We start from the raw sequence: 25,719 nt of genomic DNA, 5'->3' as shown, positions 1-25,719 counted from the left end.
TTCATCCGGAATCGTGCCCCGGTTGCAGTGGACGCAAATGATGAATGAAATCACCTGCGCTCGCAAGCGCAGGATCGCGGCACCTAACGGTCGACCACGTCGGACGGCAACGCAGGCGCAGCATCGTCGCGCACAGGCGGGGTGGGATCGAACAGCGCAAACAGGATCAGTCCGGCGATGAAGCCGCCGATATGAGCCTGCCAGGCCACGTCGGCGCCCTCGGCGCCGGGCGTGATGCCGCCGATGCCGAACACGATGTTGACGCCGAACCACACTGCCAGAAAACCGAGCACCCGCGGATTGCGCAGCGCACGCGTCAGCGACAGCGCCGGAACCCTGGCCGCCGCCTCGGCATCGCCGCGGGTGAACGACAGGAAGCTGCCGCTCACGAAGGCAAAGCGCATCGCCGCCGCCATGGTGCCGGACACCGAGGCCGAGGCGCCGATCATCGGCGCCAGCGCGTGCTCGTGGGTGAGCAGATGCGCCAGCGCACCGGCCGCCGCCGTCACCGCCATGAACAGATAGAACCTGACCGCCCCGAAGCGGCGCGCGAGCGCGCTGCCGAACGGCAGCAGCCACAGCACGTTGAAGCCGATATGCGCCAGATTGGCGTGCAGCAGCGAGTAGCTGAAAAAGGTCCAGATCTTGGCCGGCGTGCCGCCGGGAAACGCCCCGTCCATCAGGGTCTGGTCGTATCGTTTCGGGACGAAGGCGAACAGGTCGATGATCCAGCCGTTCCACTCGTCCGGCAGCAGCACACGCAGATGGATCACCGCGATCAGCAGGATGTAGGCGGTCAGTGCGCCCGGCAGATTGAGGATCGGCTCCCGCGCCTGCTGGAGCGGCGGATCCTGCGTGAGGTCTGACGAGGGGGAATCCAACGGAACGCACGCCTTCGACGAGAGGAACAGATCCGTCAGATAGGCGGCTTTGGCCGGCCTGTGCAAGCGCATGGCGGCAGAGTTGATGTGCAGCCCCGGGCCGCGGAGGCGAAAGGACAGCCGATCCGCCAAAAGAAAGAGGGAGGGTTCTGAGAAAACCCTCCCTCCGAGACTTGCCGGCCTTTGCCGCGTCCGGAGCGCCCGGGGTCGATTTCCCCACCCCGCCCCGTCGCGACGACCAGACTTGTTTGACGCCGCCTGCGTGCAACTCACCGTATCGCGGCGGACCTTCCACCTTCCGGCCGCGATCTGATGAACGCATTGTTAACGATCGCTCGGCGGCAGCCAAGCTCATCGTTAATTTAACCTTAACGCGCGGAAGGCCGGGGGAAAGCCGGCACGATCGCACCATCGGCATGGACGCTGCACCACCCCTCCTGCGAAAACAAACCAGGGAGGCGCCTGGACGAAAGCGGGACAGCAATGTCCTCCGTGACGTCGAGGGCGCGAGGGATCACCGAGATGAAACATCCGTCCAATCGCGAGCTCTTCGCCTATTGGAACGACAGGCGCGGCCATGCCAAGGCGCCGGAGCGCTGCGACTTCGAGCCGTCGGCCGTGCGCGAGCTGCTCGGCGACATCTTCGTCTTGTCCTGCGATGCCGACAGCGGCTTTCCGTTCCGCATGGCCGGCACGCGGCTGTGCGCCCTGCTCGGCGGCGACGTCAAGGACAGGAGCTTTCCGGCGCAGTTCGCGCCCGCCAGCCGCCGCGAGATCGAGGAGATCACCGCGGTGGTCTGCGAAGAGACGCTGCCGGCGATCGCCGGCGTGACGGCGCAGGCGCCGGATCGCACGACCGCGCATTTCGAACTCCTGCTGCTGCCGTTCGCCGCCCGCGCGCATGAGCCGATCAGCCTGACCGGCCTGCTCGCCCCGTTCGAGACGCCGCAAGGCGCGCTCGGTCCGCTGGAGATGGTGTCATGGCGCTACATCCATCCGCCCGCCGGACCGATCGTGCCGCGCGCGTTGCGCAAGCTTGCGCTCGCCCGCGGCCTGATGGTGTATGAGGGACTGCGCTGAGTGCAGCGCCGATCTCGTGGCCCGGATGAGCGCCAGCCGGAGCCCGAAGGGCGCAGGCGAAAGCGACATCCGGGACAGACCATCCTTACATCGCGTGCCCGCGTCGAAGCTGTCGCACGCCGACGGTGAATCGCCGGCGGACAGACGTCCCCGCATGTCGCTGCGCTCATGCGGGCTACGGGATCTGGGCTGCCGTCCCGCCTCCTCAATGTGAGCCGGTCAGCGGCGTGATCGGACTGCCGTCGGGCGCAAACGCGGCGACCTGATCCGAGATGACGAACGACGTGAGATCGCGCCCGACCACGAGCGGGCCCTGATAGCTCGTCCGCGTGCGCGCGATCAGCGCCTCTTCGGGCACGTCCTGGACCGGCTTCACGGTGGCGAACACGATGTGCGAGTAGACCGCCAGCTTCGGCTTCGCCTCGGTGAAGATCCTGCCGGCCTCCTCCGGCGAGGTGTGATGGTCCTCGATCGCACGATAGTTCGGATAGGTCTTGATCAGTTCGGGATCGATCACCGCCACCTCGTGGATCAGAAGATCGGCGCCCTCCGCCGCCTTCTCCACCCGCGGATCGGGCTTGGTGTCGCCGGACAGCACGACCTTCTTGCCGTCGAATTCGACGACATAGCCGAGCGCCGGCTTGATCTTCTCGCCGTGATTGACCTCGATGGCGCTCACCCTGACGCCGTTGCGCTCGTAGACGACGCCGGGCCCAATGTCGGCCGCGGCGAAGGCGACGCCTTCCGGCGGATAGTGCTCGTCATCGATGCGGATGCGGATGTCCTCGGAGAAGGCCTTGGTGAGATTCTCCGTCATCGCCACTGTCCCCTTCGGTCCGAACACGACCATCGGCCCCTTGCGCGAGGCCCAGGGCGTGCCGATCCAGCCGCTCAGCCACATGTCCGGCAGTCCCACCACGTGATCGGAATGCAGATGGGTGAGGAAATGCGCGGTGATGCTGCCGAGCGGGATGCTCTTCTGGAACAGGCGGATCGTGGAGCCGCGTCCGAGGTCGAACAGCAGCCGCTCAGGCCCGGCCTCGATCAGGGTCGAGGCGCTGAAGCTCGACAGCCGCGGCGTCGGCGTGCCTGTCCCGAGCAGGGTCACCTTCATCTCGGCTGCCGCGGCCGGCGGCGATCCAGCCACCACGCAGACCACGACCGCCACGACGGCTCCCAACAAGCTCCGCATGAACGTCTCTCCCATCTCCGTTGGCGTCATTGGCGCGATGTCGCGCCTGCCCATTCTATCAGCTCGTCATGGCCCGCGGCAGAGTGCTGCAGGAGCACAACGTAACGCTGAATTAACCGTGAAGGACTTAGTTTCAACACTGGATCATCCGGCACGCTAAGAGCCGGCTTTGAGTGGCGAAACATGGCGTTGCCGAACAAAAAACTCTCTCTTCCGGCCGCCGAGGAGCGCCGCCGTTTCCAGCGGGTCAAGGTCCACCTGCTCGGCCGCTACATGCTGCCCGACCGGCGCGAGTTTCCCTGCCAGGTGATCAACATGTCGCCGGGCGGGCTGGCGCTGCTCGCGCCCGGCATCGGCAATGTCGGCGACCGCGTGATCGCCTATCTCGACCATATCGGCCGCGTCGAGGGCAAGATCACCCGCATCATCGACAACGGCTTCGCGATGACGATCGGCGCCACCGCGCGCAAGCGCGACAAGCTCGCCGCGCAGCTGACCTGGCTCGCCAACCGCGACATCCTCAATCTGCCGGAGGATCGCCGCCACGACCGTATCATTCCGCGCAACCCGATCGCGGTGCTGACGCTCGAGGACGGCACCAAGATGACCTGCCGCATCATCGACATGTCGCTGTCGGGCGCGGCGATTGCGGCCGAGACCAGGCCGCCGCTGAAATCGCAGGTCATGCTCGGCCGCGTCCAGGCGCGCGTGGTGCGAAATCTCGAAGGCGGCTTCGCGATCGAGTTCATGCACGCCCAGCTCGCCGAAACGCTCGAAGACAGCGTTACCGCGCGGTAAAGCCGCAAGCCTCTGAAATCCCGCAACTTCACGGAGCACACGGCGTCCGCCACCACGGGCGCCGTGTGGCGTTCGGCCAGCGCACAGGTGATCCGGCGCAGTTAATAGTTGACGGGAAAAGCGCAGGGGACCCTGCAACGGCAGCGGTTCCCGGCTTAATGCAGCGCATTCGATTCAACCGCGAATGATTCAAATTTTAGCTAGATTCGATTCAAGTGAAAGTCGAATAAGCCCTTTGTTTTACTTGGATTTGCGTCAAATCCATCGTGGCGATTTAGCGGCAGCGAAAAATCTTTGTGAGACACATGGTCCCAACGAAAACGGGGGCCAAAATGGTCAAGCGGACGGGACAGGCAACGGGGTGGGCGGTCGCAGCCTTCCTGATGGCGATGGGCGGGATGGCGCATGCCGGTGATGACCGGGTGCTCTATGCGAGCCTGGGCGACACCGCACGGGCGCCGATCGGCTGGGTCGAGTTCTGCACCGAGGCGCCCGAAGAATGCCGCGGCGGCGCGTCGCAGCCCCGCGACATCGTGCTGTCCCAGACCGCCTGGCGCGATCTGCTAAAGGTCAATCGCTGGGTCAACGAGAACGTCAAGCCCATCACCGACATGGACCATTGGGGCGTGGTCGAGAAATGGTCGCTGCCGACGGACGGCTACGGCGACTGCGAGGATTACGTGCTGCTGAAGCGCAAGCTGCTGATCGATGCCGGCTGGCCCCGCGAGGCGCTGCTGATCACGGTGGTGCGCGACAAGAAGGGTGAAGGACACGCCGTCCTCACCGTGAAGACCGACAAGGGCGAGTACGTGCTCGACAATCAGAACGAGAGCGTCGTCGCCTGGACCGAGACCGGCTACCGCTTCGTCAAGCGGCAGTCGCAGAGCGACCCCAACGTCTGGGTCTCGCTCGGCGACGGCCGCCCGGCAGTGGCCACCGCCAGCGCCAGAGAACGCTAAGGCGTCCGCAAGCGCTGATCAGAGAGGCGAGACACGAATTCGAGTTACGCGACCCGGTCACATCCCCACCCCTCCCCGTCCCAGACCGGTTCGCGCGCGGCCAGGCCTCCCCCAAGGCCTGGCCGCAACTTTTTTTGGCCTTGCTTTGACGATATGTCGCAGGCGGGGCGCGGCGATGGCCGGCCAACCTTGTTTTCCCTCGACCGTCGGGTTTAGGTTTTCGGCATGATGATGATCCTGCGAAGCGCGACCTTGCTGGCCGCGGCCCTGACCCTGGCGAACTGCTGCATGTCCGGCGCCGGCTGCTCGGGACCGCTGGCCGCTGCGGGCCCAGCCGCGCCGGCGATGGCCGCTACGCCCGCGGTGATCACCGCGCAGCCGACGAGCGCTGCGGCCGACTGGGACGGCCGTGTCGCCACCTCCGACGCCGACACCGAGATGGTGACGGAGCCGGACATCGGCACGTCGCGCAAAGGCGCGAAGCGCCGTGGCGACTCGCGGGTCGACGTGATGTCCGCGCAGTCGAGCTCCGGCTATCGCGGCCGGATGAGCTGGGAGGAGGAACAGGCGGCCGACCTCGCCGACGAGGCCCGCCTCAAGCAGAAGCTCACGATCTGCCGGAACTGCAGCGCAACGCAGTAAGCATTTGTCCGGCCGCAGTTTTCGGCTGGTCGCGACCGCGCCCCGGAACCGGCGTGGTGCATGCGGCGGGCGCGCCATTTCGGGCTTGCAGGCCTCGCTTTTGTCGGATTTCCTAATCAAAACCTGACGACTTGGTTCGTTCGCCAGATGCACGATTTGCGGGCTGGGCGGACAGCGTTCTCTGCTCGAGTTTTTCGCCTCTCCCAGTTTTCGGGAGGAGCATCCGAAGCTTTTTCAATTTGGGTGGTTTCGTGATGAATCCGGTGACGCGCGACACCAGACGCTACCCCGAGAAGCTCAGCCCGGCCCCCGTCAAGGGCGCCCAGCCGATCGCGCTCGCAGCCGCGACGCTCGTGGTGCTGATCGCGGGCATCGGCGGCATCATGTTGTGGCGTGCCTATGGCGGCGCGCCGGAAGCCGAGCGCGGCGCGGTGACGCGGCAGTTGCAGGCGCGCACGGTGCAGGCGTCCGAGCAGTTGGTGGAGAAGACCAAGGGCCTGGAGGCCACCCAGCAGGAATCGATCGACCAGTTGCAGATGATGCAGGAGCAGTTGCAGAGCATGCGCCGCCTGCTCGCGGCCCAGCAGGCCGACACCAAGCGCCTGTCGGACCAGGTCTCGACCCTGAAGGACTCCATCGATGGCCTGCGCCAGTCGTTCGCCAGCACGCAGAGCTCGGAGCAGGCCGCGCCTGCTCCACGCAACCGCAGCATCCGCGCCCGCGCCCATGCCAGCCGCGGCGGCCATCGGCATCGTCGTAACCGATCCTGAGACGGCCGGTCCCGACGCCTGCTCGTGGAATTCCCGCCGAATATTCCCAGGATCCTGTGAAGTGCTTCACAGATTGAAACCGGGAGTCACGCCATCCTGCCTTCACCGGATGGCGAGCCAATTTCAGGATGGCACAGGGCCAATTTCAATATCCGGGGCTGGCAAGGTCGTTGGCGCCATACTGCGCCGACGGCCTTGTTTTTTGTGGCGGCGCGTTCGACCGCCCGGAACGGATCCGACGCCGCGGCTCTCCGGCTGGTGACTTGCTTTTCCCCGTCAATTCTCGGCTCAATGCGCCCGTAAGACGCAGAGGAGCCCCCATGTCCGCCGATCCAGCACTGACGTCCGATGTCATCGGGCTGACAAAAGTCGCCCCCTTCTCACGCCGCGGCTTCATGACCGCGTCCGCTGCCGTGACGGCCGGCTACACGCTGGCTGCCGGCCCGGTGCGGGCCGAGGTCATTACCACCGACACCAACGGCCTGAATGCCGGAGATGCGAAGATCAAGGTCGGCGACCGCGACATGCCGGCCTATTTCGCGCGCCCCGCCAGCGCCAGCAATCCGCCCGTCGTGCTGGTCGCGATGGAGATCTTCGGCCTGCATCAGTACATCAAGGACGTGACGCGCCGTCTCGCCAAGCTCGGCGCGCTCGCCGTGGCGCCGGACTACTACTTCCGCAGCGGGACCGACCTCACCAAGATCACCGAGATCAAGGACCTGCTGCCGATCGTGAATGCCAAGCCCGACGCGGAGCTGCTGTCGGACCTCGACGCGACGGTGGCCTGGGCCAAGTCGCAGGGCGGCGACACCTCGCGTCTCGGCATCGTCGGCTTCTGCCGCGGCGGCCGCACCGTGTGGGAATATGCGGCGCATAGTTCGGCGCTGAAGGCGGGCGTTGCGTTCTACGGCCCGCTGATCGATCCGCCCAATCCCGCCTGGCCGAAGAGCCCGACGCAGCTCGCACCCGAGATGAAGGCGCCCGTGCTCGGCCTCTACGGCGAAGCCGACACCGGCATTCCCGTCGCCAGCGTCGAAGCCATGAAGACCGCGCTCGCCGACAACAAGAAGACCGCTGAGTTCAAGATCTATCCCGGCGCGCCCCATGGCTTCCACGCCGATTATCGCCCCAGCTATCGCAAGGACGCCGCCGAGGACGGCTGGGCGCAGATGCAGGCGTGGTTCAAGAAATATGGCGTGCTGAGCTGACAGCCGCGGCCCGGGCGAGCGAACCCGTCAGACTGCGCCCGCGAGGCTTCCCGCATGTCGCTTGCCGCATGTCGCTTGCGTTCATGCGGGCGCCGGACCGTCGGCTGCTAGCGCAGGCGACGATCGTCGCGACGGATCTTCGCCAGCTGCCTGCCGCCCTGCTCGAGCTCCCAGGCCATCCAGACCAGCGCGGCGCCCAGGCTGACGACGACGCCCATGAAGACAAACGTGAGTTCAGGGGATGTGAGTGTGTTGATCATGCCTGGATCCCATGCAAGCGTTGCGCCAGCTACTTCTCCGCCGCCGCTCCGCCGATCGGAGCGGCAACAAATCGTCACGAGATGTCGTTAAGGCGAAGTGACCGGATCGGCCGGTCGCCTCGCCCAAGCTTCATTCACACACCTCGACGTTGCGGAAGCGCCAGCCGCGCGCTGTCCGCACACGCTTGCGGGCGACGTAACAGCCGCCGAGGTCCTCGTAGGTGTACGGGTAGTAATAGGGATAGCCTCCGTATCCGTAGTAGCCGGGATAACCAAAACCCAAGCCAAACCCGAGTCCAAAACCCGGGCCAAAGCCACGATGGCCGAAGCCATGATGGAAACCGCCCGGCCCGTGCGCCGACGCCATGCCCGGAATCATTGCGGCCGCGATTACGGCGCCCGCCAGCAATCCCATCAATCTCTTGCGCATCGATCCGTCTCCAAATTTAACCGGCATGAGAGCGTCATTGTACTCTGTGCTCCCAGCGGGATGTCTCTAAGCCGGATTTGGAACGGCGCGCGGGCAACCCCGCTCACATCTGCGCGATTTCGATGTCGTTAGGTGACGTCCGGAGCCGCGGGCAATATTCAGCAACCGCGGCAGATGCTCTTCACCTTCCGGTCGGCCGTCTTGTTCTCCTGCTGAACCTGCTCATCGGTATCACTGGCGCGGTTCGGTCCCGTCGCCGCGGTGCCTCCCGCCGCTCCACGACCCACGCCGGTCGTGACGCGGGAATTGCTCGACCCCACCCGGCTTGCGCCCGAGCCGGACGACTGCGCTGTGCCGAGGCTGTTAGTCCCGTTTGCAGCTGCCGCCCCCGGTTGCGACAGCCGCGAGGGATTGCTGCCGCTTCCGGCTCCGTTCTGCGCGTTGCCGAGACCGGCGACGTTCCCTGATCCTGCAGCGGTACCGGTCGTGCCGATGCCGGCGGCTCCCGCGCTCGCCGCGCCACCTGCGCTCGCTCCACCGCCAGCGCCTCCCGCACCGCCGCCACCGCCTTGCGCGAACACCGCAGTGGCCGTGCCGAGGCCTGCAATCACGATCAAGGTGCCCAATGAAAACCTGGCCATGGGACCGTCTCCCTTTACACTTCAACCCAGCCGGACGGACCGCGTTCCGGAACGAATGTTGATCGGAGAGGATTGATGGGGCGAGGAGAGCAAGGAGCCGTGCGCAAGCTGATCGCCTTCGACGAGGACACGTTCGACAAGCTCAAGCAGCTCGGCCGCGATCAGATGCTGAGTCTGCAGGACCTCGCCGACGAGGCGTTCATGGACCTGTTGGAAAAGCACGGCGTGCCGGCGGATCTGAAGGACGCGCTGCGCAAGAGCGCTGCGGAGGATGGCGATGGCGCAGGCAAGCCTGCGCGCAAACGCAAGAACGAGCCCGACGACAAGTCCAGAAACCAGTCGAAGCACAAGCCGAAGCAGAGGAGCAGGACGTCAGCATGAGCACCGACCCCGATCCGTTCGAACAGGGCGAGCGCGCCGCGCGCGAGAACATTCCGGCCGAGGCCAATCCCTATCAGGACGGCAGCGAACAGCATGCGCTGTGGGCGAGCGGCCACGAACGTGTCGCCAGCGCAGTGGAGGCAGGCGAGTCCGAAGGGACGTGAAGAATCTCCGACTCCATCGGCCGTGATGTCAGCCGATCTTCTTCAGACCCTTGGTGTAGCGCGGTCCCTTGGCGACATAGGCCTTGGCCGCGATGCCCATGCGCTCGACCTGCGCCGGCTCCAGCGTGCGCACGACACGCGCGGGCGCGCCGATGATCAGCGAGTATTCCGGAAAATCCTTGCCCTCGGTGATGATGGCGCCGGCGCCAACGACGCTGCCACGGCGGATATGCGCGCCATTCATGATGATCGAGCCCATGCCGATCAGGGCATCATCCTCGACCGTGCAGCCGTGCAGGATCACGTTGTGGCCGACGGTGACGTTGCGGCCGACGCGCAGCGGGAAGCCAGGATCGACGTGACAGGTGGCGTTGTCCTGGATGTTGGAGCTCTCGCCGATCTCGATCCAGTCATTGTCGCCGCGGATCACCGCGCCAAACCAGACCGTGACCTCCTTGGCGAGCTTCACCCGGCCGATCACGGTGGCATTGTCGGCGATGTAGTAGTTGCCGTCCGCCGGCAGCTCGGGCGCCTGCCCGTCGAGTTCGTAGATGGCCATCGAGGTCTCCCGTTCGCAGGCGACCTTGGCACAGCCCCCAGAGCGATTTCAAGCAAGCGCCGCTGCGGCGCCCGGCGCGGGAACTAGGCCAGCACGCCCGCGGCGCGCAGCGTCATCACCACGAAGGTGCCGCACATCATGCTCCAGAAGCCGGCGATCACGGTCGCCAGCATCACGAACTCGAAGCGACGGCGCTCGATGCGGGCGCCGCGCAGCGTGTTGCGCATGATGATGAAGGGCGCGGCGAACACCAGGAATGGCACCGCGGCGAACCGCCGGGGCGTGACGCCCTCCTGCAGCAGCTCGAATCCCGGCGGACGTTCGGCATAGGCCTGGTAGCCGCTCGCCAAGGCGCCGGCCAAGGCGAAACCGATGAGGAGCGAGAACAGGGAATTGAACGCCTCTGCCGACATCGTACGCACTCACACACTTGCAGAACTGACCGATGCTGGTTTGGCAAAAAGCGACCGCGCCCGCCACATTATCCTTAAGGAAGGGTTAATGGCGGCCACGGCCGGTGCGCGGCTCCCTGCAGGTAAGTTTCTGCAGAATGCCGCATCGCCATGGCATAGTCGGCGCTGATTCGGTCCTTGAGATCCCCTGCCCGCCATGACGATGTTTTCGGTCCGCAGTGCCCGCCCTTCGAACGGACATGGCCATGCCGTGCCGATCATCCTGGGCTGCGTGCTGGCGGCAGCGGCAATCGCGCTGGTCGCCTACCTGCTCTGGCCGACCTGGCGCGCCAGCACCTTCAAGGGGCCCGAGCGCCTGCCGGTCAGCATCGGCGGCACCGTGTTCAACGTGCCGGCGGCCGCCATCCGGGTGAAGATCCAGCGCCATACGGGGCCGCAGGAGCGCGTCGATCTCGGCTTCGAATATCCCTCGCTCACGCCGCCCGAGGCGCCGCATCACGTCAGCGCCGACCAGATCGATCAGGCGCCGCACCCGATCGATCGCATCTTCGTCTCGATATCGGCGCATCACGACGCGATGTCGCCCGAGATGCGACTGAAGACGATCTATCCGCGCTATCTCAATCCGACGGCCGTGCCGGTGCAGGACGGATTGAGCATGCGAAGCTTCCGCGCGGGCACAGCGTACGACATGGAGGATCTGTTCACGGCCGAGCAGCCTTTGCTGGTCGCCCGCTGCACGCGTGATGCCGCCACGCCGGGCATGTGCCTCAGCGAGCGACGCGTCGAGGGCGCGGATCTGATCTTCAGGTTTCCGCGCGGCTGGCTGTCACAGTGGCAGGACGTCGCCGCGGCCATGGAGCGGCTGACGGCGCAGATGCATGCCGCGAAGTAGTCGGTCGTAGCCCGGATGAGCGTCGACACCCTGGCGAGGTGCACGTGAATGCGCCCTCTTCCGTTGTGGGGGAGGGCATCGAGGACAGAGCGGCAAACGCACTTGGGTGAGGGGTATCTCGCGACGAGCGCCGCTTGCGGCGAGAGACCCCTCACCCAAGCGAGCCCGTTGACAGGCCGGCGTAGCCCTCTCCCACAAGGGATTCACCGGCGTCGCGCCTGATCGTGCATTCTCAAGCGCTGCGAAAGGATCTACTCGACCAGATCGTCTTCCAGGATCGCCATCTGGAACTGGAACGAGCGGTCGTCGTCCTCGTCGTCGACGAACAGCACGCCGATGAACTCTTCGCCGATATAGACCTCGGCGGAGTCTTCCTTCTTCGGCCGCGGCACCACACGGATCTTGGGATTGCCGAACACGCGCTTCAGATACGCGTCGAGCTTCCTGACTTCCTGAACGTCCACGGTGATCTCCAATCGACAGCGAGGTTTGCAGATGATGCGGACGTTGCAGCGCGAACGTCCGTGTCCTTATGAGTTCGACATTCCAGCCCATCGATCGAGGCAAGACGAGCCGGCGATGTCGAACGACCTGAAAGGGACGCCGTGGATCTCACATTCATTCCGCCGAGACAAACGGCGGATCGTCAAATCCACAGACGTCGATGTGTTGGCACGAAATTCCCTTGATGAGAAGGTCTTGACTTCGCGGTCGCCGGCGCGGTCGCGGCTCAGATCCCGATCGCGTTGATCATCTGATCCATGGTGCGCGACGGCTCCGCACAACCGGCCTCGCCGACGATCTTCGCCGGCACGCCTGCGACGGTGACGTTGTTCGGCACCGGCTTCACGACGACTGAGCCGGCGGCAATGCGCGCGCAATGACCGACTTCGATGTTGCCGAGCACCTTGGCGCCGGCGCCGATCAGCACGCCGTGACGAATCTTGGGATGCCGATCCTCGTTCTCCTTGCCGGTGCCGCCGAGCGTCACGCCGTGCAGAATCGAGACGTTGTCCTCGATGATGGCCGTTTCGCCGCAGACGAAGCCGGTGGCGTGATCGAGGAAGATGCCGCGGCCGATGCGCGCCGCCGGATTGATGTCGGTCTGGAACACCGCCGAAGACCGGCTCTGCAGATAGAACGCGAAATCCTTGCGGCTCTTGCGGTACAGCCAATGCGCCAGCCGGTGCGTCTGCAGCGCGTGAAAGCCCTTGAAGTAGAGCAACGGATCGATGAAGCGCGTGGTGGCGGGATCGCGATCGTAGACGGCGACGAGATCGGCGCGAAACGCATGGCCGAGGTCCGGCTCATCGCGCAGCGCATCGTCGAAGGTCTGGCGGATCAGGTCGCCCGACAGCGCGGAATGATCGAGACGATCGGCAACCCGGTGCACGACCGAATCCTCGAGACGGCCGTGATGCAGAACGGTTGAATAGATGAAGGTCGCAAGCTCGGGCTCGCGACGCACGATCTCTTCTGCCTCGTGGCGGATCCGATCCCATATCGGATCAAGCGTCGCCAGCTTGCTGCCCTGCTGCGGATTGGTCTGATGCATAGCCATGGCTGCTTCTCGCAGTTTCAGTGGGCGGGCCTTATAGCACGGCGCATGGAACGATGTCCTCAGCGGGCTGCGCGAGGCCGGGGATCCATTCCAGCCAGCCTGCCTCCCAGAGAACACGGGATTGAGACATTTCCGTTACGCCCCGCCGGTGACGTCCCGGTTGCGCCGCCATGCCATTCGGCACCGCGTCGGCTCAAGGTGGGCAGCAGGAACCCAAAATCAAGACGATCACCGGGGAAGCAATCCGTTCCCGCCCCCTGGAGCACCCTGCGGGAGGGCGGATACCGGTGGCTGCGGCAAAAAGGAACCACCCGGAGGATCGAAGGCCGGCGGCCCCCCGTTCGATCACGGGATCGGCTTTACCATCCATGGCTCTGCGTCTACTAGTGAATATCGCCCTGACCATACTTCGGCCACGGTGCTCCTGATCGGGGGGGACACGGGTATCAGTAACACTCAGATCCTGGACGAACGCGCGACCGAGGCCGGATTGGCCTGGCTCCCCGTCATCGTCATCCCGCTCTTCCTGGTCGCGCCGGCGCTGTGGAACGGCTACCCGCTGCTGCAGTGGGACACCGGGGGCTATCTCGCGCGCTGGTACGAAGGCTATCTGGTGCCGAGCCGCTCGACCGTGTTCGGGCTCTATCTGCATTGGGGCGAGGGCTCGAGCTTCTGGCTCAATCTCGGCCTGCAGGCGCTGGCGACGCTGTGGATCCTGCAGCTCACCTTGCGCCTGCTGAGACTGGCCCAACCGCTGCGCCTGCTCTGGATCGGCCTGCTGCTGATCCTGACCACCGCCCTGCCCTGGCTCGCCAGCATGCTGCTGACCGACATCTTCGCCGGCCTGTCGGTGCTCGCGCTGTACGTCCTGGTCGCGCACGCACGCCGGATCTCCATGCTGGAGACATACGCGCTGTTCGGCTTCGTGGCCTTCGCCTCCGCCACCCACAGCGCCACGCTCGGCGTGCTGTTCGGCCTGTGCTGCACCGGCTGGATCGCCTATCCCTGGCTGCGCCGGCAGATCGCGCTCTCCGGCCTGATCCACGCCAGCATGACGATCGTCGCGGGTACGGCGATGCTGCTCGCGGCCAACTTTGCCCTGTCCGGCCAGCTCGTGTGGACGCCGGGCGGTACAGGCGTCGCCTTCGGCCGCATGCTCCAGGACGGCATCGTGGCGCAATATCTGAAGGACCATTGCGCCCGCGAGAAGCTGAAGCTCTGCCCCTATCGCAACGAGCTGCCGCCCACCGCCGACGATTTCCTGTGGGGCAACAGCATGTTCAACAAGCTCGGCCGCTTCGAGGGCATGAACGACGAGATGGGCTTCATCGTGAAGCGGTCGCTCGCGGCCTACCCGCTGTGGCAGGCCAGGGCCGCCGCGGTCGCCACCGCCGAGCAGCTGGTGCATGTGGCGACCGGCGAGGGCACCAACGGCTGGCTGCCGCACACCTATGGCATCATCGAGCGCTACATCCCCTCGCAGGTCAAGAAGATGCGCGCCGCACACCAGCAGCACTGGGAGATCAGTTTCGCCGTCATCAACTGGCTGCACGTGCCGGTTGCGCTGGCCTCGATGCTGGCGGCGGCGGCGATCGCGGCGCACGCGATCTGGCGCCGGCGACGCGACGACGTGGCCCTGCTCGCCATCACCGTGACCCTGGCACTGCTCGGCAATGCCGTGATCTGCGGCGTCATCTCCGGCCCGCATGACCGCTACGGCGCCCGGATGGTGTGGATCGCCACCTTCACCGCGCTGATCGCGGCGACGAGGTGGTTCAGCGGCGAGCGTGTGGACGGCTCCGCCGCATGACGCCCCCGTAGCCCGCATCAGCGACAGCCGGCGCCGCAAGGCGTCGGGATAGCGACATGCGGGGTCTCGCGCGCTGTGCCGGAAGACCCGGGGGCGCTGCGCTCGCCCGGGCTACGGCTTCACCGCCGTGACAGAAAGTCGATCACCCCGGCCTTGTAGACCTTGTCGCCGACCGCGCGCATGTGATCGCGATTGGGGATATCGAGCACTTCGGCACCGGGGATGAGCGCGCCGAGCGCCGGACCCGAGCCCGACACTTCGTCGGCCGTGCCGACCGCGACCAGCACCGGCACGGCGATACGGCGGGCGTCGTCGCGCGAGATCAGGCCGCGCGAGCCGCGCATGCAGGCGGCCAGCGCCAGACGGTCCGAGCGGGTCTGGTCGGCGAAGGCGCGGAAGGTGCGGCCCACGGGATCGGTCACGTTATCGATCGAGGGCGCCTCGAGCGCGGCGACGACGTTCTCGCCGGGACCGCCGCCTTCGATCATCGCCATGCCGATGCCGCCGAAGATCGCCGAACGCAGCCGCTCTGGCGCGGTCAGCGCGATATGCGCGGCGATGCGGCCGCCGAGCGAGTAGCCCATCACGTCGGCGCTGGCGAGGCCGAGATGATCCATCAGCGCCGTGACGTCGCTCGCCATCGCCGCGATCGAATACAGCGTGGGGTCGTACAGCTTGGCCGAATCGCCATGGCCGCGGTTGTCGAGCGCGATCACCCGGCGGCCATCCTTGCGCAATTCGGAGATCCAGGCCGGATAGACCCAGTTGACGTTCTTGCTCGAGGCAAAGCCATGGACGAGCACGATCGGATCGCCCTCCCCCTCGTCGATGAAGGCAATTTCAACGGCGCCGTTGTGAAAGCTCGGCATCGGTCGCGAATCCCGGAACGCTGGAGTGAAGCTGGTCGGACGAAGTCTAGATCATGATGCGATTCCACGGAATCGCATCATGATCTTATCCCTTTGTTTGAGCATGATCTTTTCGGAAAACCGGCTTCCACTTTTCCGGATCATGCTCTAGCCGCAGGACGCGGTTGCGGCCAGTTCGGGAGCGACGGCCGCGGTCTGCATCCGGCGCAGGCGGCGCAGGCGGCTCCGGTCGAGCCAGGCCTGGGTGGCCCGCTCGGTCATCGCCTTCAGCGATGCGACGAAGCTGAGCAGCGTCATCAGCGCGCCGAACAGCCAGAGCGCGAGATTGAATGCGCCCGCGATCAGCAGCAGCGCGCCGCGGCCGAGCAGCTTCAGGATCGCCCGCGTCTGCCCGCCCTTGGCCTCCGCCAGGCGGGCCGCGCGGGCGATGTCCTTCGGTCCTTCGGCGAGCTTGAGCGAATCCAGCGCGCCGCGCGTGCCGGCCTTTTCGGTGATGCGGCCGACATCCTTGGCGAGCCGCACCAGCGCGCCGGCCTTCTCGGCGCGGAACGCCGCCCGGATCGCGGTCGCGGTCTGGCCCGGACGAAGCACCGAGCCCGAGGCCACCGCCTGCTGCAACAGCGGCGCATCGACCACCTCGCGCGCGGAGCGTCCCGCCCAGGCGGCGAGCCCCTCGCCCAGCCGGCCAACCTTTCGCGCATCCTTCACCAGCGTCAGCCCGGCCCGCACTGGCGCGGCGGTGCCGGCCGAGGCATAGGTTGCGGCGGTGACGGCAAGACCGGCCGTGGCCAGGCCCAGCACCAGGCGGTCGGTCTCCTCGCCCATCACCAGATGCTTGCCTTCGCGCACCGCGTCGCGGATGTCGCCGAACACGAAGAGATCGCCGGCCACCGTGCCGGACAGGCTCGCGACGTCGTCGGCCTGGCCGGTGACGAGCCCGGTCGCGAACCGCTTGGCAACGCTGGCCGGCGCCTTCTCGGCGGCCACCGCATCGCTCACGCGCTGCACCAGCCCTTCGTCGAGCGCGACCTGCTGATCCCGCGCGAGCGCGACGAAGCTCTCCGCGAGATCTGGATCGCCGGCGGCGAGCGCGTCCTCGATATTGCTGATGATCCGCGCCGGATCGTTCTGCAGAACGGACGCGATCTGAAGCTCCGACAGCCTCGCCGGATCGTCCTGCGCCACGACGATGGCGCCGGCGCCATAGGCGTGCGGCCATATCGCAGCGCCGACCGCGGCGCTCACGGCGAGCCCGGCCAGCGCCAGACCGAGTCCCAGCTTGATTCGCTTCGAGATCACGCCGCCTTCACGTTTTCGCGGGAACGATGCGGAGAGACATAGTAATTTTTGTGCCTGACACAACGGCCCCGACGAAAGAAGGGCTTCTCGGCGGCCCTGAGTTTGTGTCGAATCCACAGGCCACAACATAACGGCGTGCGTTGCACCAAACGCGGGTTCCCAGCACTAGGAATTGGCCTTAAGGCTCAGTATGGTCGCGCCGTTTTCGACGCGCGCGGCCGTGCGACCTCAGTCCCGTCCCGCTCCGTCGTGCTGACCGCATACGCTCCCGTTGCCACGCGAGGTGATACCGATGGCCGATAACATCGTCCCGCATTTCCACAATGATGCCGGTGTCCCCGTCATCGAGATCGGCTCGCATGAGTTCATGTGCGTGGGCGCCAATCCGCCGTTCGATCATCCGCACGTGTTCCTCGATCTCGGCAACGACAAAGAGATCATCTGCCCGTATTGCTCGACGCTGTACCGCTATGCGCCGGACCTCGCCGCCGGCGAGGCGCGGCCGCCGGAATGCGTGCTGAAGGACGTCGCCTGATCGGCGTGTCGTGGCATCGCGTACCGTCTATGTGGCGGGGGCCGGAATTGGCGGCCTGACGGCTGCGCTCGCGCTCGCCACCAAGGGCTTCCGCGTCGTCGTGCTGGAGAAGGCCGAACGGCTCGAGGAGGTCGGCGCCGGCCTGCAGCTCTCGCCCAACGCCAGCCGTATCCTGCTCGATCTCGGCCTGGGGCCGCGGCTGACCGCGCGTGCCGTGGTGCCCGACGCCGTCAGCATCATGAGCGCGCGGGCCGGCGGCGAGATCGCCCGCCTGCCGCTCGGCGAGGCCGCGAGCCAGGCGGCTGGCGCGCCTTATTGGGTGATCCACCGCGCCGATCTGCAGGCGGCGCTGGCCGCGGAGGTGATGGCGCATCCGGACGTCGAACTGCGGCTCGGCTGCCAGTTCGAGGACGTCGCCGCCCACGCCAAGGGTCTGACCGTGGTGCATCGCCGCGGCAATGAGCGCCGCCAGGACGTGGCGCTGGCGCTGATCGGCGCCGACGGCGTGTGGTCGGCGGTCCGGCACCACCTGTTTCCGCAGGTCCGCGCCGCGTTCTCTGGCCTGATCGCCTGGCGTGGCACGCTCGACGCCCGGCAATTGCCACGCGAATTGACGGCAGCGCGGGTGCAGCTCTGGATGGGTCCCGAGGCCCATCTCGTCGCCTATCCGATTTCGGCCGGCCGCCAGGTCAACGTTGTCGCGGTGGTGCCGGGGACCTGGAACCGGCCGGGCTGGAGCACGGAGGGTGATCCGAGCGAGCTCAAGGCGGCGTTCGCGCCGCCGCGCTGGCCGGCGACGGCGCGGCTGCTGCTCAATGCGGTCGACGGCTGGCGCAAATGGGCGCTGTTCGGCGTCCCCGAAGGCATCGAATGGACCGAGGGCAGCGTCGCGCTGCTGGGCGACGCCGCGCACGCCATGCTGCCCTTTGCAGCGCAAGGCGCGGGAATGGCGATCGAGGACGCGGTGGTGCTCGCCAAGTGCCTGAGCGAGGCGCGCCCGGACGGTCCGGGCGCGATCCCGGCTGCGCTGAAACGCTACGCCAAGCTGCGCCGCCCGCGCGTCGGCCAGGTGCAGCGCACCGCACGCAACCAGGGCCGCCTCTATCACATGACCGGGCCGCTGGCGCTGGCCCGCGACCTCAGCATCAAGGCGCTCGGCCCGCAGCGCCTGTCGGCGCGGCAGAGCTGGATCTACGACTGGCGGCCGTAGGCGAAGCGACCCGGTCTCAGTAGACCGAGCCGTCCCGCGGCAAGGTCGACGGCGTGCCCGCACCGGAGGCCATCGGCCGCGCGGGACGCGCCGGCTTGACCGGCCTGCCGGATTTCGCAGCAGCCGGCTGCGGCGCCGGGGTCTCCTGGCACTTGTTGCGGCGCCAGGCCTCTTCGGCGAACTGGGTCTGGCCACGGATCGCGATATAGTCGTTGCGATAGGCGACCTCGGCCACCACCGCGCCGCCGGCTCCGGTCTCTGCCTTGGCCATCAGGCCCTGCAGCTCGGCTGCGCGCCCGGCCAGCGCCTTGCGCTCGGCCTCGAGCTGCTTGCAGTCATAGAGCTCATACTTGGCCGGATCCGCGAAGGCGGTCGACACGCTGTCGCTCATGCCGGCGCAGCCCGACAGCAACGATCCCAACCCCAGCAGTCCCGCGGCCAGCGCGACGCGAAGCCGATCGCTGGTCACGCAGCCTCGACCGTGCAGCGGCGTCGAGCCATTGGCTCGATCATGGGCTCGATCATGGGCCGATCGGCCGCGGACATCGGCCCGAACGGCGGCAGCATTCGTCTCTGCGATGGTCCTCGGATTCGTCACGCTCACCTCGCCCAACGACCGGCCCGCAAGGGATGCGGATCCGAATCGGATTCTCGTGATGGGTCCGTGCCTTACAACGGCCGCTTCGTCCATGTCTTGCACCACGTGATCCCAGACTTGGCAAAGCGCTTCAACGCGAAGGCATCTCAAAGCAGCTGGTGACGGCCGGATTGAGGCTTTACCAAGGCGCTCGCGCTGGCTTGAGCAGGAGCTTCGTCAGGCACGCCATTGCCGGACGCTTACGGTTTTTCACCTTGATCCGGTCCCTTTCACGGTGCGGGCGGTCAATCGGTTTCGACACCATCCCCTCTTATCCCTTGCTGCGGGCGGCGGGGACAGGTCGGCCCCGATCTCGCCGCGCCCAAGGGAGCGACGAGGAGGCCGCCCGAGCGAGAGAAACAAGCTTCGGGGCGGGACGGCGGCGCCGGCCACAGAGCGCCGCCGTTGGCGAGATCAGCGATCGGCATCACCGATGCGAATATAGATGCGCGATCCATTGCAGATCTGAGCGTACTGGTTGCCATCGGAACGGCTGACCAATTGGACGATCGGCGCGGGCTGGGCGAATGTGATGGTCCGCGCGCCCTCGCTGATCACCCCAGTCGAATCTGCAACGTCGGCGACTTGCGTCAGCCCGGCGATCGGGCCGGTCAGGATCGTGTGGCTGTACGTGCCCGGCACCGCCTTGAGCAACACCCTCTCATCGGAGGTGATCGTGTACGTGAACTTGTATGAGGTAACGCCGGTCTCGCCTCCGCCGGTGTCCACCGAGAAGTCCTGGACATCCATCATCCCGGTGCCATCGGCGCGAAGCACCATGACGCCTTCGACGGTGAAGGAAAAGAGCTTCAGCGGGCCGCCCTTTGGCGTGAAGTTCGAATTGAATCCGACAGCGGCCGGATTCCGGATGCACAACGATTTGCCAGCTAACGCATAGGTTCCGCGTAGACTTGCATGATCATTCGCAGACGCGGCCGTGCTTGCCGTCGCAGCGGCGGCCAAAATAAGAAAGCGGTGCATATGGTTTCCTCCCCGATCAGAACAATGGCTCGCCCTTACATCAGCGGTCGTCGTCGCTGAGGCGGGTCATGATGAGAGATCCATTGCAGATCCGGGCAAACTGGGTGCCATTGGAACGACTGACCGTCAGGACGGTCGGCGCGGGCGGGGCGAGGACGATGGCCCGTGCTCCTTCGCCGATGAATCCGCTGGTGTCGGGAACATCGACGACTTGCGTCAACCCGGCGTTCGGTCCGGTCAGGGTCGTGGAGCTGTACGTACCTGGCACCGCCTTGACCGACAGCTTGCCACCGGGGTCAATCGAGTAGGTGATCTGGTACGAGATATCGCTGGTCGTCCCTTCGCCGGCGTCGACCGTGAAGGACCGGTTGTTCACCGTGCCGGTGCCGTCGGCGCGAAACACCATGACGCCGTCGACGGTGGTGGCGAAGAACACGACCGGACCCTTTGGCAAGAAATTCGAATCGAATCCGATCGACGCCGAGTTCTGGATACAGTCCGATGCGCCCGTCATCGCATAGGTCCCGTGAAGCCGACTGGGGTGATCATGAGCAAACGCCGCCGCGCTTGCAGTGATACCGACGAGGACCAGAATAGAAGAGCGATGCAAAGTAGCCTCCCTGATCGAATGATCGCCCTTGCGTGGGCTGGAGGTACCATATGCCGCAAAGATGACGATTAGTCGTTGTTAGTAACAAAGCTGCAAAATAACGCCACACTCGCAAGAGTTGAATGCTCTGCGGCAATTTCTCATACGAACAGCTCGACTCCAGCAGGCGCAATCTCCACATCAGTCCCCGCTCCTCGTGCATCCACAACCAGCCGTGCGGGATCCGAGGTCGTGTCCCCGGTGGTGGTGTAGCTAGCGGTGGGGCAGCGCGTTCGCCGGGGAGAGCCGGGGCAGGTCAGCTGGCGATTGCCGGGGCGGGAGCTGGGCCGCCACGGCTCATCAAAGCCTTATTTCGTTATCATCCGCCTCGGTGGCGCGGTCGGTGTTGGTGCTGCCGGCGAGATGACAAACGTCACCCAGGCGTTCCAGCCGTCAGGCCGGTTTTCCGCGGCAAATTCCTTGTAGGCCTTGAAGTTGAGGTAGCCTTGCATGTCACCAACCGGGAAGATAAACCCGACCTGCGGGCCGACACCCGCGACCTGCGAGCGGAAGCAGCCGACGCGATCGCCGGAGCCGCTATCGCAGCCAAGTTGCTTGTAGACGTAGCCCACCAGCCCGATCTGGACCTGCTTGCTCAGGAATTGCGAAGCGCCCCAGTCGAAGTGCATGTCGACGCCGCTTTGATACTGCGTGTCAGGATTTGTGAAATTGTAGGTGAAGCCTAGCACGCCGGAGAGCTCATGTCCGCTCTGTGGATTGAAATAGGTGTAGCCGCCGCCCGCATCGATCGTCCCATGCCCGATCCCGATATTGGCGAGGCGCGTGGACTGGTAAGCGCCGACAGGGATGTCCCCCATCACGTAGGTCATGTAGTTGTTGACGCCCGCGTTCCAGCGCAGTGCGAATTGGGGGATCAAATCGCCGAAGCCAGTGATGGAATCGCTGACGGAATCAAAGCGCGAGAACGGAATTGAGCCGCCCGGTGTTGAAAGCGAGCCCGTCACCAATCCATTGAGCGAGGTTGTATTTGCGCCGTAGATTCCGATCAGGCTTGCAGACGCCTGACCACCGAGAACCGGTGTCGCGAAGACGTAGGTCGCGTTCAGCAGGCCAAGATCGACGTTCGCATTGACGTTTGCGTTCAAGGTAGCTGTCAGATTCGCAGGAATACGGCCGATCTGGATCTCACGAGCGCGCGCCACGTCCCTGCCGGCAGACACTGAGGTATGATAGTAAATTGACGCAGCCGACCAACCGGGCTGCTGAGGCGTGGCGGCAAGGCTACCGAATGTGCCCGGAATCCAAAAGCTGATGCCGCTCTCATCTGCCGAGACAATCGTCGGTACTGATGCAATGGTCGCAAATGCAATAGCGCCAAGCGCCCTCGTCATTCTCATGGCAATCTCCTGCCGAACCACGACCCTCGCTCATAGTGAGTGACGAGCATGATGCTGACAGTATGACAGGCCGTACTGCGCCGGGCGATAGCCGTCACGATGACAGGGAACAATTTGCAACCGGATGTTGCAAGTGAAGCACAGTGTCGCGCTGGTCCGCCGCTTAGCAAAGAATTGCTTGTTTGTTCCTAGGTAAATTCACGCGGCGCTCTGAGAGACAGGACAGCCTCGCGCGTGATCATGAGAGAAACCAAGACAAACCCTGTCGCCGCTTGGGAAAGTGCCTTTTGGTTTCTCGTCTTTCAGGAGGCAGTTGCCAGCTACATCCATAGGGCCACGCTGTCTCCGCGCAGCCATCTCCCAGGTCAAGACGATTGCCCTACTCGAGACGATCGCTCTTGATCGCAAGCCGATGCTTCGCAGAAAGCTTCTGCCAAGAAACCAACGAAACCGCAATCAAGGTGATCGCGAGCGCGGCGCCGACGACGGGATGATTGAGCTTGTAAGCGAGCATAGCGTATCGCTGTCGATCCAGGAAGACCAGGAAAGCTTGCCCTTGACGGTTTGAGACTCAGAAAATGTTCCCCATTGATTTCGCTCAAGGTCCGTTATTCGACTTGTTCGGTGCAGCACGATGCCGAGCGTGTGCGCGTGTCCTGCTCTTTCAATATTTCTTCGATATTTGATGGTTCTTTGCAGATGCCTGACCGGCGTGAGACATCGGCAGGTCCATACAATAATACAATAGATGAGCGTGCCCCGCTGGTTAGCACAGCCAGGCGATCGCATCTGCCCCTAGGGGCCTTCGCGCGTGGGTTGATCTGCGTCAACGTCGCTCCTTGCGCCGTCCTAGAGGATCACAAGCATCTGCGCGGTTGCGCGCACCTCTTGGGGAGGGCCTGCGATGAATTTTCGTGCGATTGCTTCCATATTGTTTTTGACGTCGGCGATATCCGCCCCCGCGTTTGCACAGCAAGCGCAACCGACTACGCCGCCGCTCGGCTCCCCGGCCGCGACCATCACCATTCCGGGCGACCAGCTTCCACCGCCACCGCCGAAATTCGGCGGCACGATCACGGAGGATGCGAAGACCTCGAAGCCGTGGTGGCCTCCGACGGTCGTGCCACGTAAAGGTGCGCCGAACGTTCTGCTGATCATGACCGACGATTCCGGTTATGGCGTGCCGAGCACATTCGGCGGGGTGATCCCAACGCCAACGCTCGATCGCATCGCCAAGAATGGCCTGCGCTACACCCAATTCCACTCGACGGCGCTCTGCTCGCCGACGCGAGCGGCTCTGATCACCGGTCGCAACCATCACTCGGTCGGCTTCGGCCAGATCAGTGAACTGGCGACTGGATATCCGGGCTATGACTCGGTCATCGGTCCGGAGAACGCGACTATCGGCCGGATTCTGAGCGACAACGGATATGCCACATCGTGGTTCGGCAAGAACCACAACACGCCGTCCTTCCAATACAGCGCGGCCGGTCCGTTCGACCAATGGCCGAGCGGGATGGGCTTCCAGTACTTCTACGGCTTCATGGGTGGCGAGACCGACCAGTGGACGCCGTACCTGTTCCGCGACCACACCCCCGTTTACCCGTGGGTCGGGAAGAAGGGCTACAACCTGATCACCGACATGGCGGACGACGCGATCCGTTACATGAAGGAACTTGACGCCGCGGCGCCCGAGAAACCGTTCTTCGTCTACTACGTACCTGGCGCGACCCATGACCCGCACCAGCCAACCAAGGAATGGATCGACAAGATCAGCAAGATGCACCTGTTCGACCAGGGCTGGGAGAAGTTGCGAGACCAGATCTTCGCCAACCAGAAGCGATTGGGCGTGATTCCCGCAAACACGCAGCTCACGCCGTGGCCGGACGTCTTGCCGAAGTGGGATTCGCTCTCGGAGGTGAAGAAAAAGATCGTCATTCGCGAGGCCGACGTGTTCGCGGCCTATACCGCCTATGTCGACGATGAGATCGGCCGGGTGATCCAGGCCGTCGAAGACATGGGCAAGCTCGACAACACGTTGATCATCTACATCAACGGCGACAACGGCACGAGTTCGGAAGGCTCGATGATGGGTACGCCAAACTGGCTGACGGTCGCCAATGGCGTGCTCGATTTGCCGGAGGTCGAGTATCTTCGATATTACGAATCCTGGGGTTCGGACCAGACCTATCCGCACATGGCCGTGCCGTGGGCGTGGGCGTTCGACACGCCCTTCAAGTGGACCAAGCAGATCGCGTCGCATTTCGGTGGGACGCGGCAGGGTATGGCTATCTCGTGGCCCGGCCACATCAACGATGTCGGAGGCATTCGCCCCCAGTTTCATCACGTGATCGACATCGTGCCCACAATCCTTGAGGCGGCCGGCATCAAGGCGCCCGACATGGTCGACGGCATCAAGCAGAAGCCCATTGAAGGCGTTAGCATGGCGTACACGTTCGACAAGGCAAATGCCAACGCACCGTCGAAGCGCACGACCCAGTACTTCGAGATGTTCGCCAACCGCGGCATCTACCACGAAGGCTGGTACGCCGCGACCACACCACCCGAGCCGCCGTGGCTTGTCGGCACGAAGGCGCTGCCGCCGGTCGAGCAGTACAAGTGGGAGCTCTACAACCTTGCCGAGGACTTCTCGCAGGCGGACGACCTTGCGGCGAAGAATCCCGAGAAGCTCAAGGAACTGCAGGCGGTGTTTGCGGCGGAGGCGAGCAGGTACCAGGTGTTTCCGCTGGATAACTCGGTGCTCCCGCGACTTCTCACGCCGCGGCCGAGTGGGACGGCAGGGCGAACGGAGTTCACCTATGTCGGTGAGAACGCTGACATTCCGATTGCCAATGCTCCCAGCCTCCTGAACAGGGACTACACGATCACAGCCGAGATCACCGTGCCCAGTGGCGGTGCCGAAGGGATGATCGCTACGATGGGCGGGAGGTTCGGTGGCTACGGCCTTTACCTGCTCAAGGGCAAACCGGTCTTCGTCTACAATCTTCTCAATCTCAAACGTTACCGCTGGGAGGGCGGCGTTGGAGCCGATGACTGGCTGGGCCAGGCGCTCAGTCCGGGTAAGCACAAGATCGTCTTCGACTTCAGATACGATGGACCCGGACTCGGCAAAGGCGGCAGCGGTGTCCTTTCGGTTGACGGCCGAGTGCTGTCGCAACAAAAAATGGAACACACGATTCCATTCATGATGGCGATCGATGAATCCATGGACGTTGGGCTCGATACCCGCACCGCGGTCGATGATAGCTATACGCTGCCATTCCGATTCACCGGCAAGATCGACAAACTGACCTACAACATCAAGCCGGAACAGTTGGCTGAGGAAGATCTCAAAGCCATGCAGAAGGCCGCGACCAAAGCAAACGACTAGCCTGGTCATTTCCAGCAAAGCAGTGGGGAGCAAAAGCTCCCCACTCTCAGAACCCGATATGTTCCGGGTCTCGCATCGGGGATAGTCGCTTATATGGACCTGCCATCTGCGTCATCTGCGGTGGCCTCCCTCTTCCACGGCTTGCG

Annotated in this window: 28 protein-coding genes; 13 read left to right on the top strand and 15 right to left on the bottom strand. The window is 64.8% G+C overall.

The window, feature by feature from the left end; genetic code table 11:
• Window positions 1-83: 83 nt before the first annotated feature.
• A complete protein-coding gene (locus QX073_RS02265) occupies window positions 84-881 on the bottom strand; it encodes a rhomboid family intramembrane serine protease (protein WP_316175629.1) in 798 nt (265 codons plus the stop codon).
• A 522-nt stretch (window positions 882-1,403) separates the two neighbouring features.
• Here QX073_RS02265 and QX073_RS02260 point away from each other — a divergent pair.
• Window positions 1,404-1,961 (top strand): PAS domain-containing protein, encoded by a 558-nt coding sequence (locus tag QX073_RS02260; RefSeq protein WP_315826219.1) that lies wholly within the window; start codon window positions 1,404-1,406, stop codon window positions 1,959-1,961.
• Window positions 1,962-2,166: 205 nt separating this feature from the next.
• Here the strand turns inward: QX073_RS02260 and QX073_RS02255 are convergent, their stop codons facing one another.
• Entirely contained in the window at window positions 2,167-3,153 is a 987-nt protein-coding gene (locus tag QX073_RS02255; protein WP_316203810.1) for an MBL fold metallo-hydrolase, read from the bottom strand.
• 183 nt (window positions 3,154-3,336) lie between these two features.
• Between QX073_RS02255 and QX073_RS02250 the strand changes: the two genes are divergently transcribed.
• From QX073_RS02250 to QX073_RS02230, 5 genes are all read left to right on the top strand, one after another.
• Complete coding sequence (locus QX073_RS02250; protein ID WP_315801062.1) at window positions 3,337-3,951, top strand: PilZ domain-containing protein; 615 nt, start codon at window positions 3,337-3,339, stop codon at window positions 3,949-3,951.
• A 332-nt stretch (window positions 3,952-4,283) separates the two neighbouring features.
• Window positions 4,284-4,910: a transglutaminase-like cysteine peptidase gene (locus tag QX073_RS02245; RefSeq protein ID WP_315714679.1), complete on the top strand. Its 627-nt coding sequence runs from the start codon at window positions 4,284-4,286 to the stop codon at window positions 4,908-4,910.
• Window positions 4,911-5,135: 225 nt separating this feature from the next.
• Window positions 5,136-5,552 carry a hypothetical protein gene (locus QX073_RS02240; protein WP_315714680.1) on the top strand — a complete coding sequence of 139 codons (417 nt, stop codon included), beginning with the start codon at window positions 5,136-5,138 and terminating at the stop codon, window positions 5,550-5,552.
• Between the two features lie 254 nt (window positions 5,553-5,806).
• Window positions 5,807-6,322, top strand: coding sequence for a hypothetical protein (locus QX073_RS02235; protein ID WP_315714681.1), 516 nt, complete (start codon window positions 5,807-5,809; stop codon window positions 6,320-6,322).
• A 395-nt stretch (window positions 6,323-6,717) separates the two neighbouring features.
• Window positions 6,718-7,530, top strand: a complete 813-nt coding sequence (locus QX073_RS02230) for a dienelactone hydrolase family protein (protein WP_409998618.1) — start codon at window positions 6,718-6,720, stop codon at window positions 7,528-7,530.
• Between the two features lie 107 nt (window positions 7,531-7,637).
• On the opposite strand, the gene QX073_RS02225 is transcribed toward QX073_RS02230, so the two are convergent.
• The 3 genes from QX073_RS02225 to QX073_RS02215 all read right to left on the bottom strand — a co-directional run bounded on the left by QX073_RS02225 (window position 7,638) and on the right by QX073_RS02215 (window position 8,861).
• Window positions 7,638-7,790, bottom strand: a complete 153-nt coding sequence (locus QX073_RS02225; protein ID WP_315715000.1) for a hypothetical protein — start codon at window positions 7,788-7,790, stop codon at window positions 7,638-7,640.
• Between the two features lie 130 nt (window positions 7,791-7,920).
• The gene (locus QX073_RS02220; RefSeq protein WP_315714683.1) at window positions 7,921-8,220 is read right to left on the bottom strand and encodes a hypothetical protein; all 300 of its coding nucleotides are present in this window, start codon (window positions 8,218-8,220) and stop codon (window positions 7,921-7,923) included.
• A gap of 158 nt (window positions 8,221-8,378) precedes the next feature.
• Complete coding sequence (locus tag QX073_RS02215; protein WP_316225260.1) at window positions 8,379-8,861, bottom strand: hypothetical protein; 483 nt, start codon at window positions 8,859-8,861, stop codon at window positions 8,379-8,381.
• Between the two features lie 75 nt (window positions 8,862-8,936).
• Between QX073_RS02215 and QX073_RS02210 the strand changes: the two genes are divergently transcribed.
• Window positions 8,937-9,242 (top strand): hypothetical protein, encoded by a 306-nt coding sequence (locus QX073_RS02210; RefSeq protein ID WP_315749454.1) that lies wholly within the window; start codon window positions 8,937-8,939, stop codon window positions 9,240-9,242.
• The gene (locus QX073_RS02205; protein ID WP_316225259.1) at window positions 9,239-9,406 is read left to right on the top strand and encodes a hypothetical protein; all 168 of its coding nucleotides are present in this window, start codon (window positions 9,239-9,241) and stop codon (window positions 9,404-9,406) included. The genes QX073_RS02210 and QX073_RS02205 overlap by 4 nt, the downstream gene beginning before the upstream one ends.
• 28 nt (window positions 9,407-9,434) lie before the next feature.
• On the opposite strand, the gene QX073_RS02200 is transcribed toward QX073_RS02205, so the two are convergent.
• Both QX073_RS02200 and QX073_RS02195 read right to left on the bottom strand, forming a co-directional pair.
• Window positions 9,435-9,965: a gamma carbonic anhydrase family protein gene (locus QX073_RS02200; RefSeq protein ID WP_316170253.1), complete on the bottom strand. Its 531-nt coding sequence runs from the start codon at window positions 9,963-9,965 to the stop codon at window positions 9,435-9,437.
• An 83-nt stretch (window positions 9,966-10,048) separates the two neighbouring features.
• Complete coding sequence (locus tag QX073_RS02195; protein ID WP_009027540.1) at window positions 10,049-10,378, bottom strand: DUF6949 family protein; 330 nt, start codon at window positions 10,376-10,378, stop codon at window positions 10,049-10,051.
• Window positions 10,379-10,574: 196 nt separating this feature from the next.
• Here QX073_RS02195 and QX073_RS02190 point away from each other — a divergent pair, with 196 nt between their 5' ends.
• Window positions 10,575-11,273: a hypothetical protein gene (locus QX073_RS02190; RefSeq protein WP_316225258.1), complete on the top strand. Its 699-nt coding sequence runs from the start codon at window positions 10,575-10,577 to the stop codon at window positions 11,271-11,273.
• Between the two features lie 251 nt (window positions 11,274-11,524).
• Here QX073_RS02190 and QX073_RS02185 read toward each other — a convergent pair whose 3' ends face one another.
• Window positions 11,525-11,737: a DUF3126 family protein gene (locus tag QX073_RS02185; protein ID WP_006611186.1), complete on the bottom strand. Its 213-nt coding sequence runs from the start codon at window positions 11,735-11,737 to the stop codon at window positions 11,525-11,527.
• Window positions 11,738-12,003: 266 nt separating this feature from the next.
• Complete coding sequence (gene cysE / locus QX073_RS02180; RefSeq protein ID WP_315714689.1) at window positions 12,004-12,834, bottom strand: serine O-acetyltransferase; 831 nt, start codon at window positions 12,832-12,834, stop codon at window positions 12,004-12,006.
• Window positions 12,835-13,324: 490 nt separating this feature from the next.
• On the opposite strand from cysE, the gene QX073_RS02175 reads away from it, so the two are divergent.
• Window positions 13,325-14,644, top strand: a complete 1,320-nt coding sequence (locus QX073_RS02175) for a hypothetical protein (RefSeq protein ID WP_410052352.1) — start codon at window positions 13,325-13,327, stop codon at window positions 14,642-14,644.
• Between the two features lie 119 nt (window positions 14,645-14,763).
• Here QX073_RS02175 and QX073_RS02170 read toward each other — a convergent pair whose 3' ends face one another.
• Window positions 14,764-15,513, bottom strand: a complete 750-nt coding sequence (locus tag QX073_RS02170; protein WP_316225256.1) for an alpha/beta hydrolase — start codon at window positions 15,511-15,513, stop codon at window positions 14,764-14,766.
• 147 nt (window positions 15,514-15,660) lie between these two features.
• The gene (locus QX073_RS02165; RefSeq protein WP_410052351.1) at window positions 15,661-16,812 is read right to left on the bottom strand and encodes a hypothetical protein; all 1,152 of its coding nucleotides are present in this window, start codon (window positions 16,810-16,812) and stop codon (window positions 15,661-15,663) included.
• 292 nt (window positions 16,813-17,104) lie between these two features.
• Here QX073_RS02165 and QX073_RS02160 point away from each other — a divergent pair, with 292 nt between their 5' ends.
• Both QX073_RS02160 and QX073_RS02155 read left to right on the top strand, forming a co-directional pair.
• Window positions 17,105-17,347 carry a zinc-finger domain-containing protein gene (locus tag QX073_RS02160; RefSeq protein ID WP_006611181.1) on the top strand — a complete coding sequence of 81 codons (243 nt, stop codon included), beginning with the start codon at window positions 17,105-17,107 and terminating at the stop codon, window positions 17,345-17,347.
• Window positions 17,348-17,357: 10 nt separating this feature from the next.
• Entirely contained in the window at window positions 17,358-18,557 is a 1,200-nt protein-coding gene (locus tag QX073_RS02155) for an FAD-dependent monooxygenase (RefSeq protein ID WP_315826223.1), read from the top strand.
• A gap of 16 nt (window positions 18,558-18,573) precedes the next feature.
• Here the strand turns inward: QX073_RS02155 and QX073_RS02150 are convergent, their stop codons facing one another.
• From QX073_RS02150 to QX073_RS02135, 4 genes are all read right to left on the bottom strand, one after another.
• A complete protein-coding gene (locus QX073_RS02150) occupies window positions 18,574-19,026 on the bottom strand; it encodes a hypothetical protein (protein ID WP_316225255.1) in 453 nt (150 codons plus the stop codon).
• A 582-nt stretch (window positions 19,027-19,608) separates the two neighbouring features.
• Window positions 19,609-20,175, bottom strand: coding sequence for a hypothetical protein (locus tag QX073_RS02145; protein WP_316225254.1), 567 nt, complete (start codon window positions 20,173-20,175; stop codon window positions 19,609-19,611).
• 40 nt (window positions 20,176-20,215) lie between these two features.
• The gene (locus QX073_RS02140) at window positions 20,216-20,689 is read right to left on the bottom strand and encodes a hypothetical protein (protein ID WP_315826227.1); all 474 of its coding nucleotides are present in this window, start codon (window positions 20,687-20,689) and stop codon (window positions 20,216-20,218) included.
• Window positions 20,690-21,132: 443 nt separating this feature from the next.
• Window positions 21,133-22,176: a transporter gene (locus tag QX073_RS02135; protein ID WP_315714978.1), complete on the bottom strand. Its 1,044-nt coding sequence runs from the start codon at window positions 22,174-22,176 to the stop codon at window positions 21,133-21,135.
• Window positions 22,177-23,086: 910 nt separating this feature from the next.
• Between QX073_RS02135 and QX073_RS02130 the strand changes: the two genes are divergently transcribed.
• Window positions 23,087-25,573, top strand: coding sequence for an arylsulfatase (locus tag QX073_RS02130; RefSeq protein WP_316225253.1), 2,487 nt, complete (start codon window positions 23,087-23,089; stop codon window positions 25,571-25,573).
• The last annotated feature ends 146 nt before the right edge of the window (window positions 25,574-25,719 follow it).

The sequence above is a fragment of the Bradyrhizobium sp. SZCCHNS3052 genome, assembly GCF_032484495.1.
Classification (GTDB): Bacteria; Pseudomonadota; Alphaproteobacteria; order Rhizobiales; family Xanthobacteraceae; genus Bradyrhizobium.
This window is presented reverse-complemented; position numbering and strand designations above follow the sequence as displayed.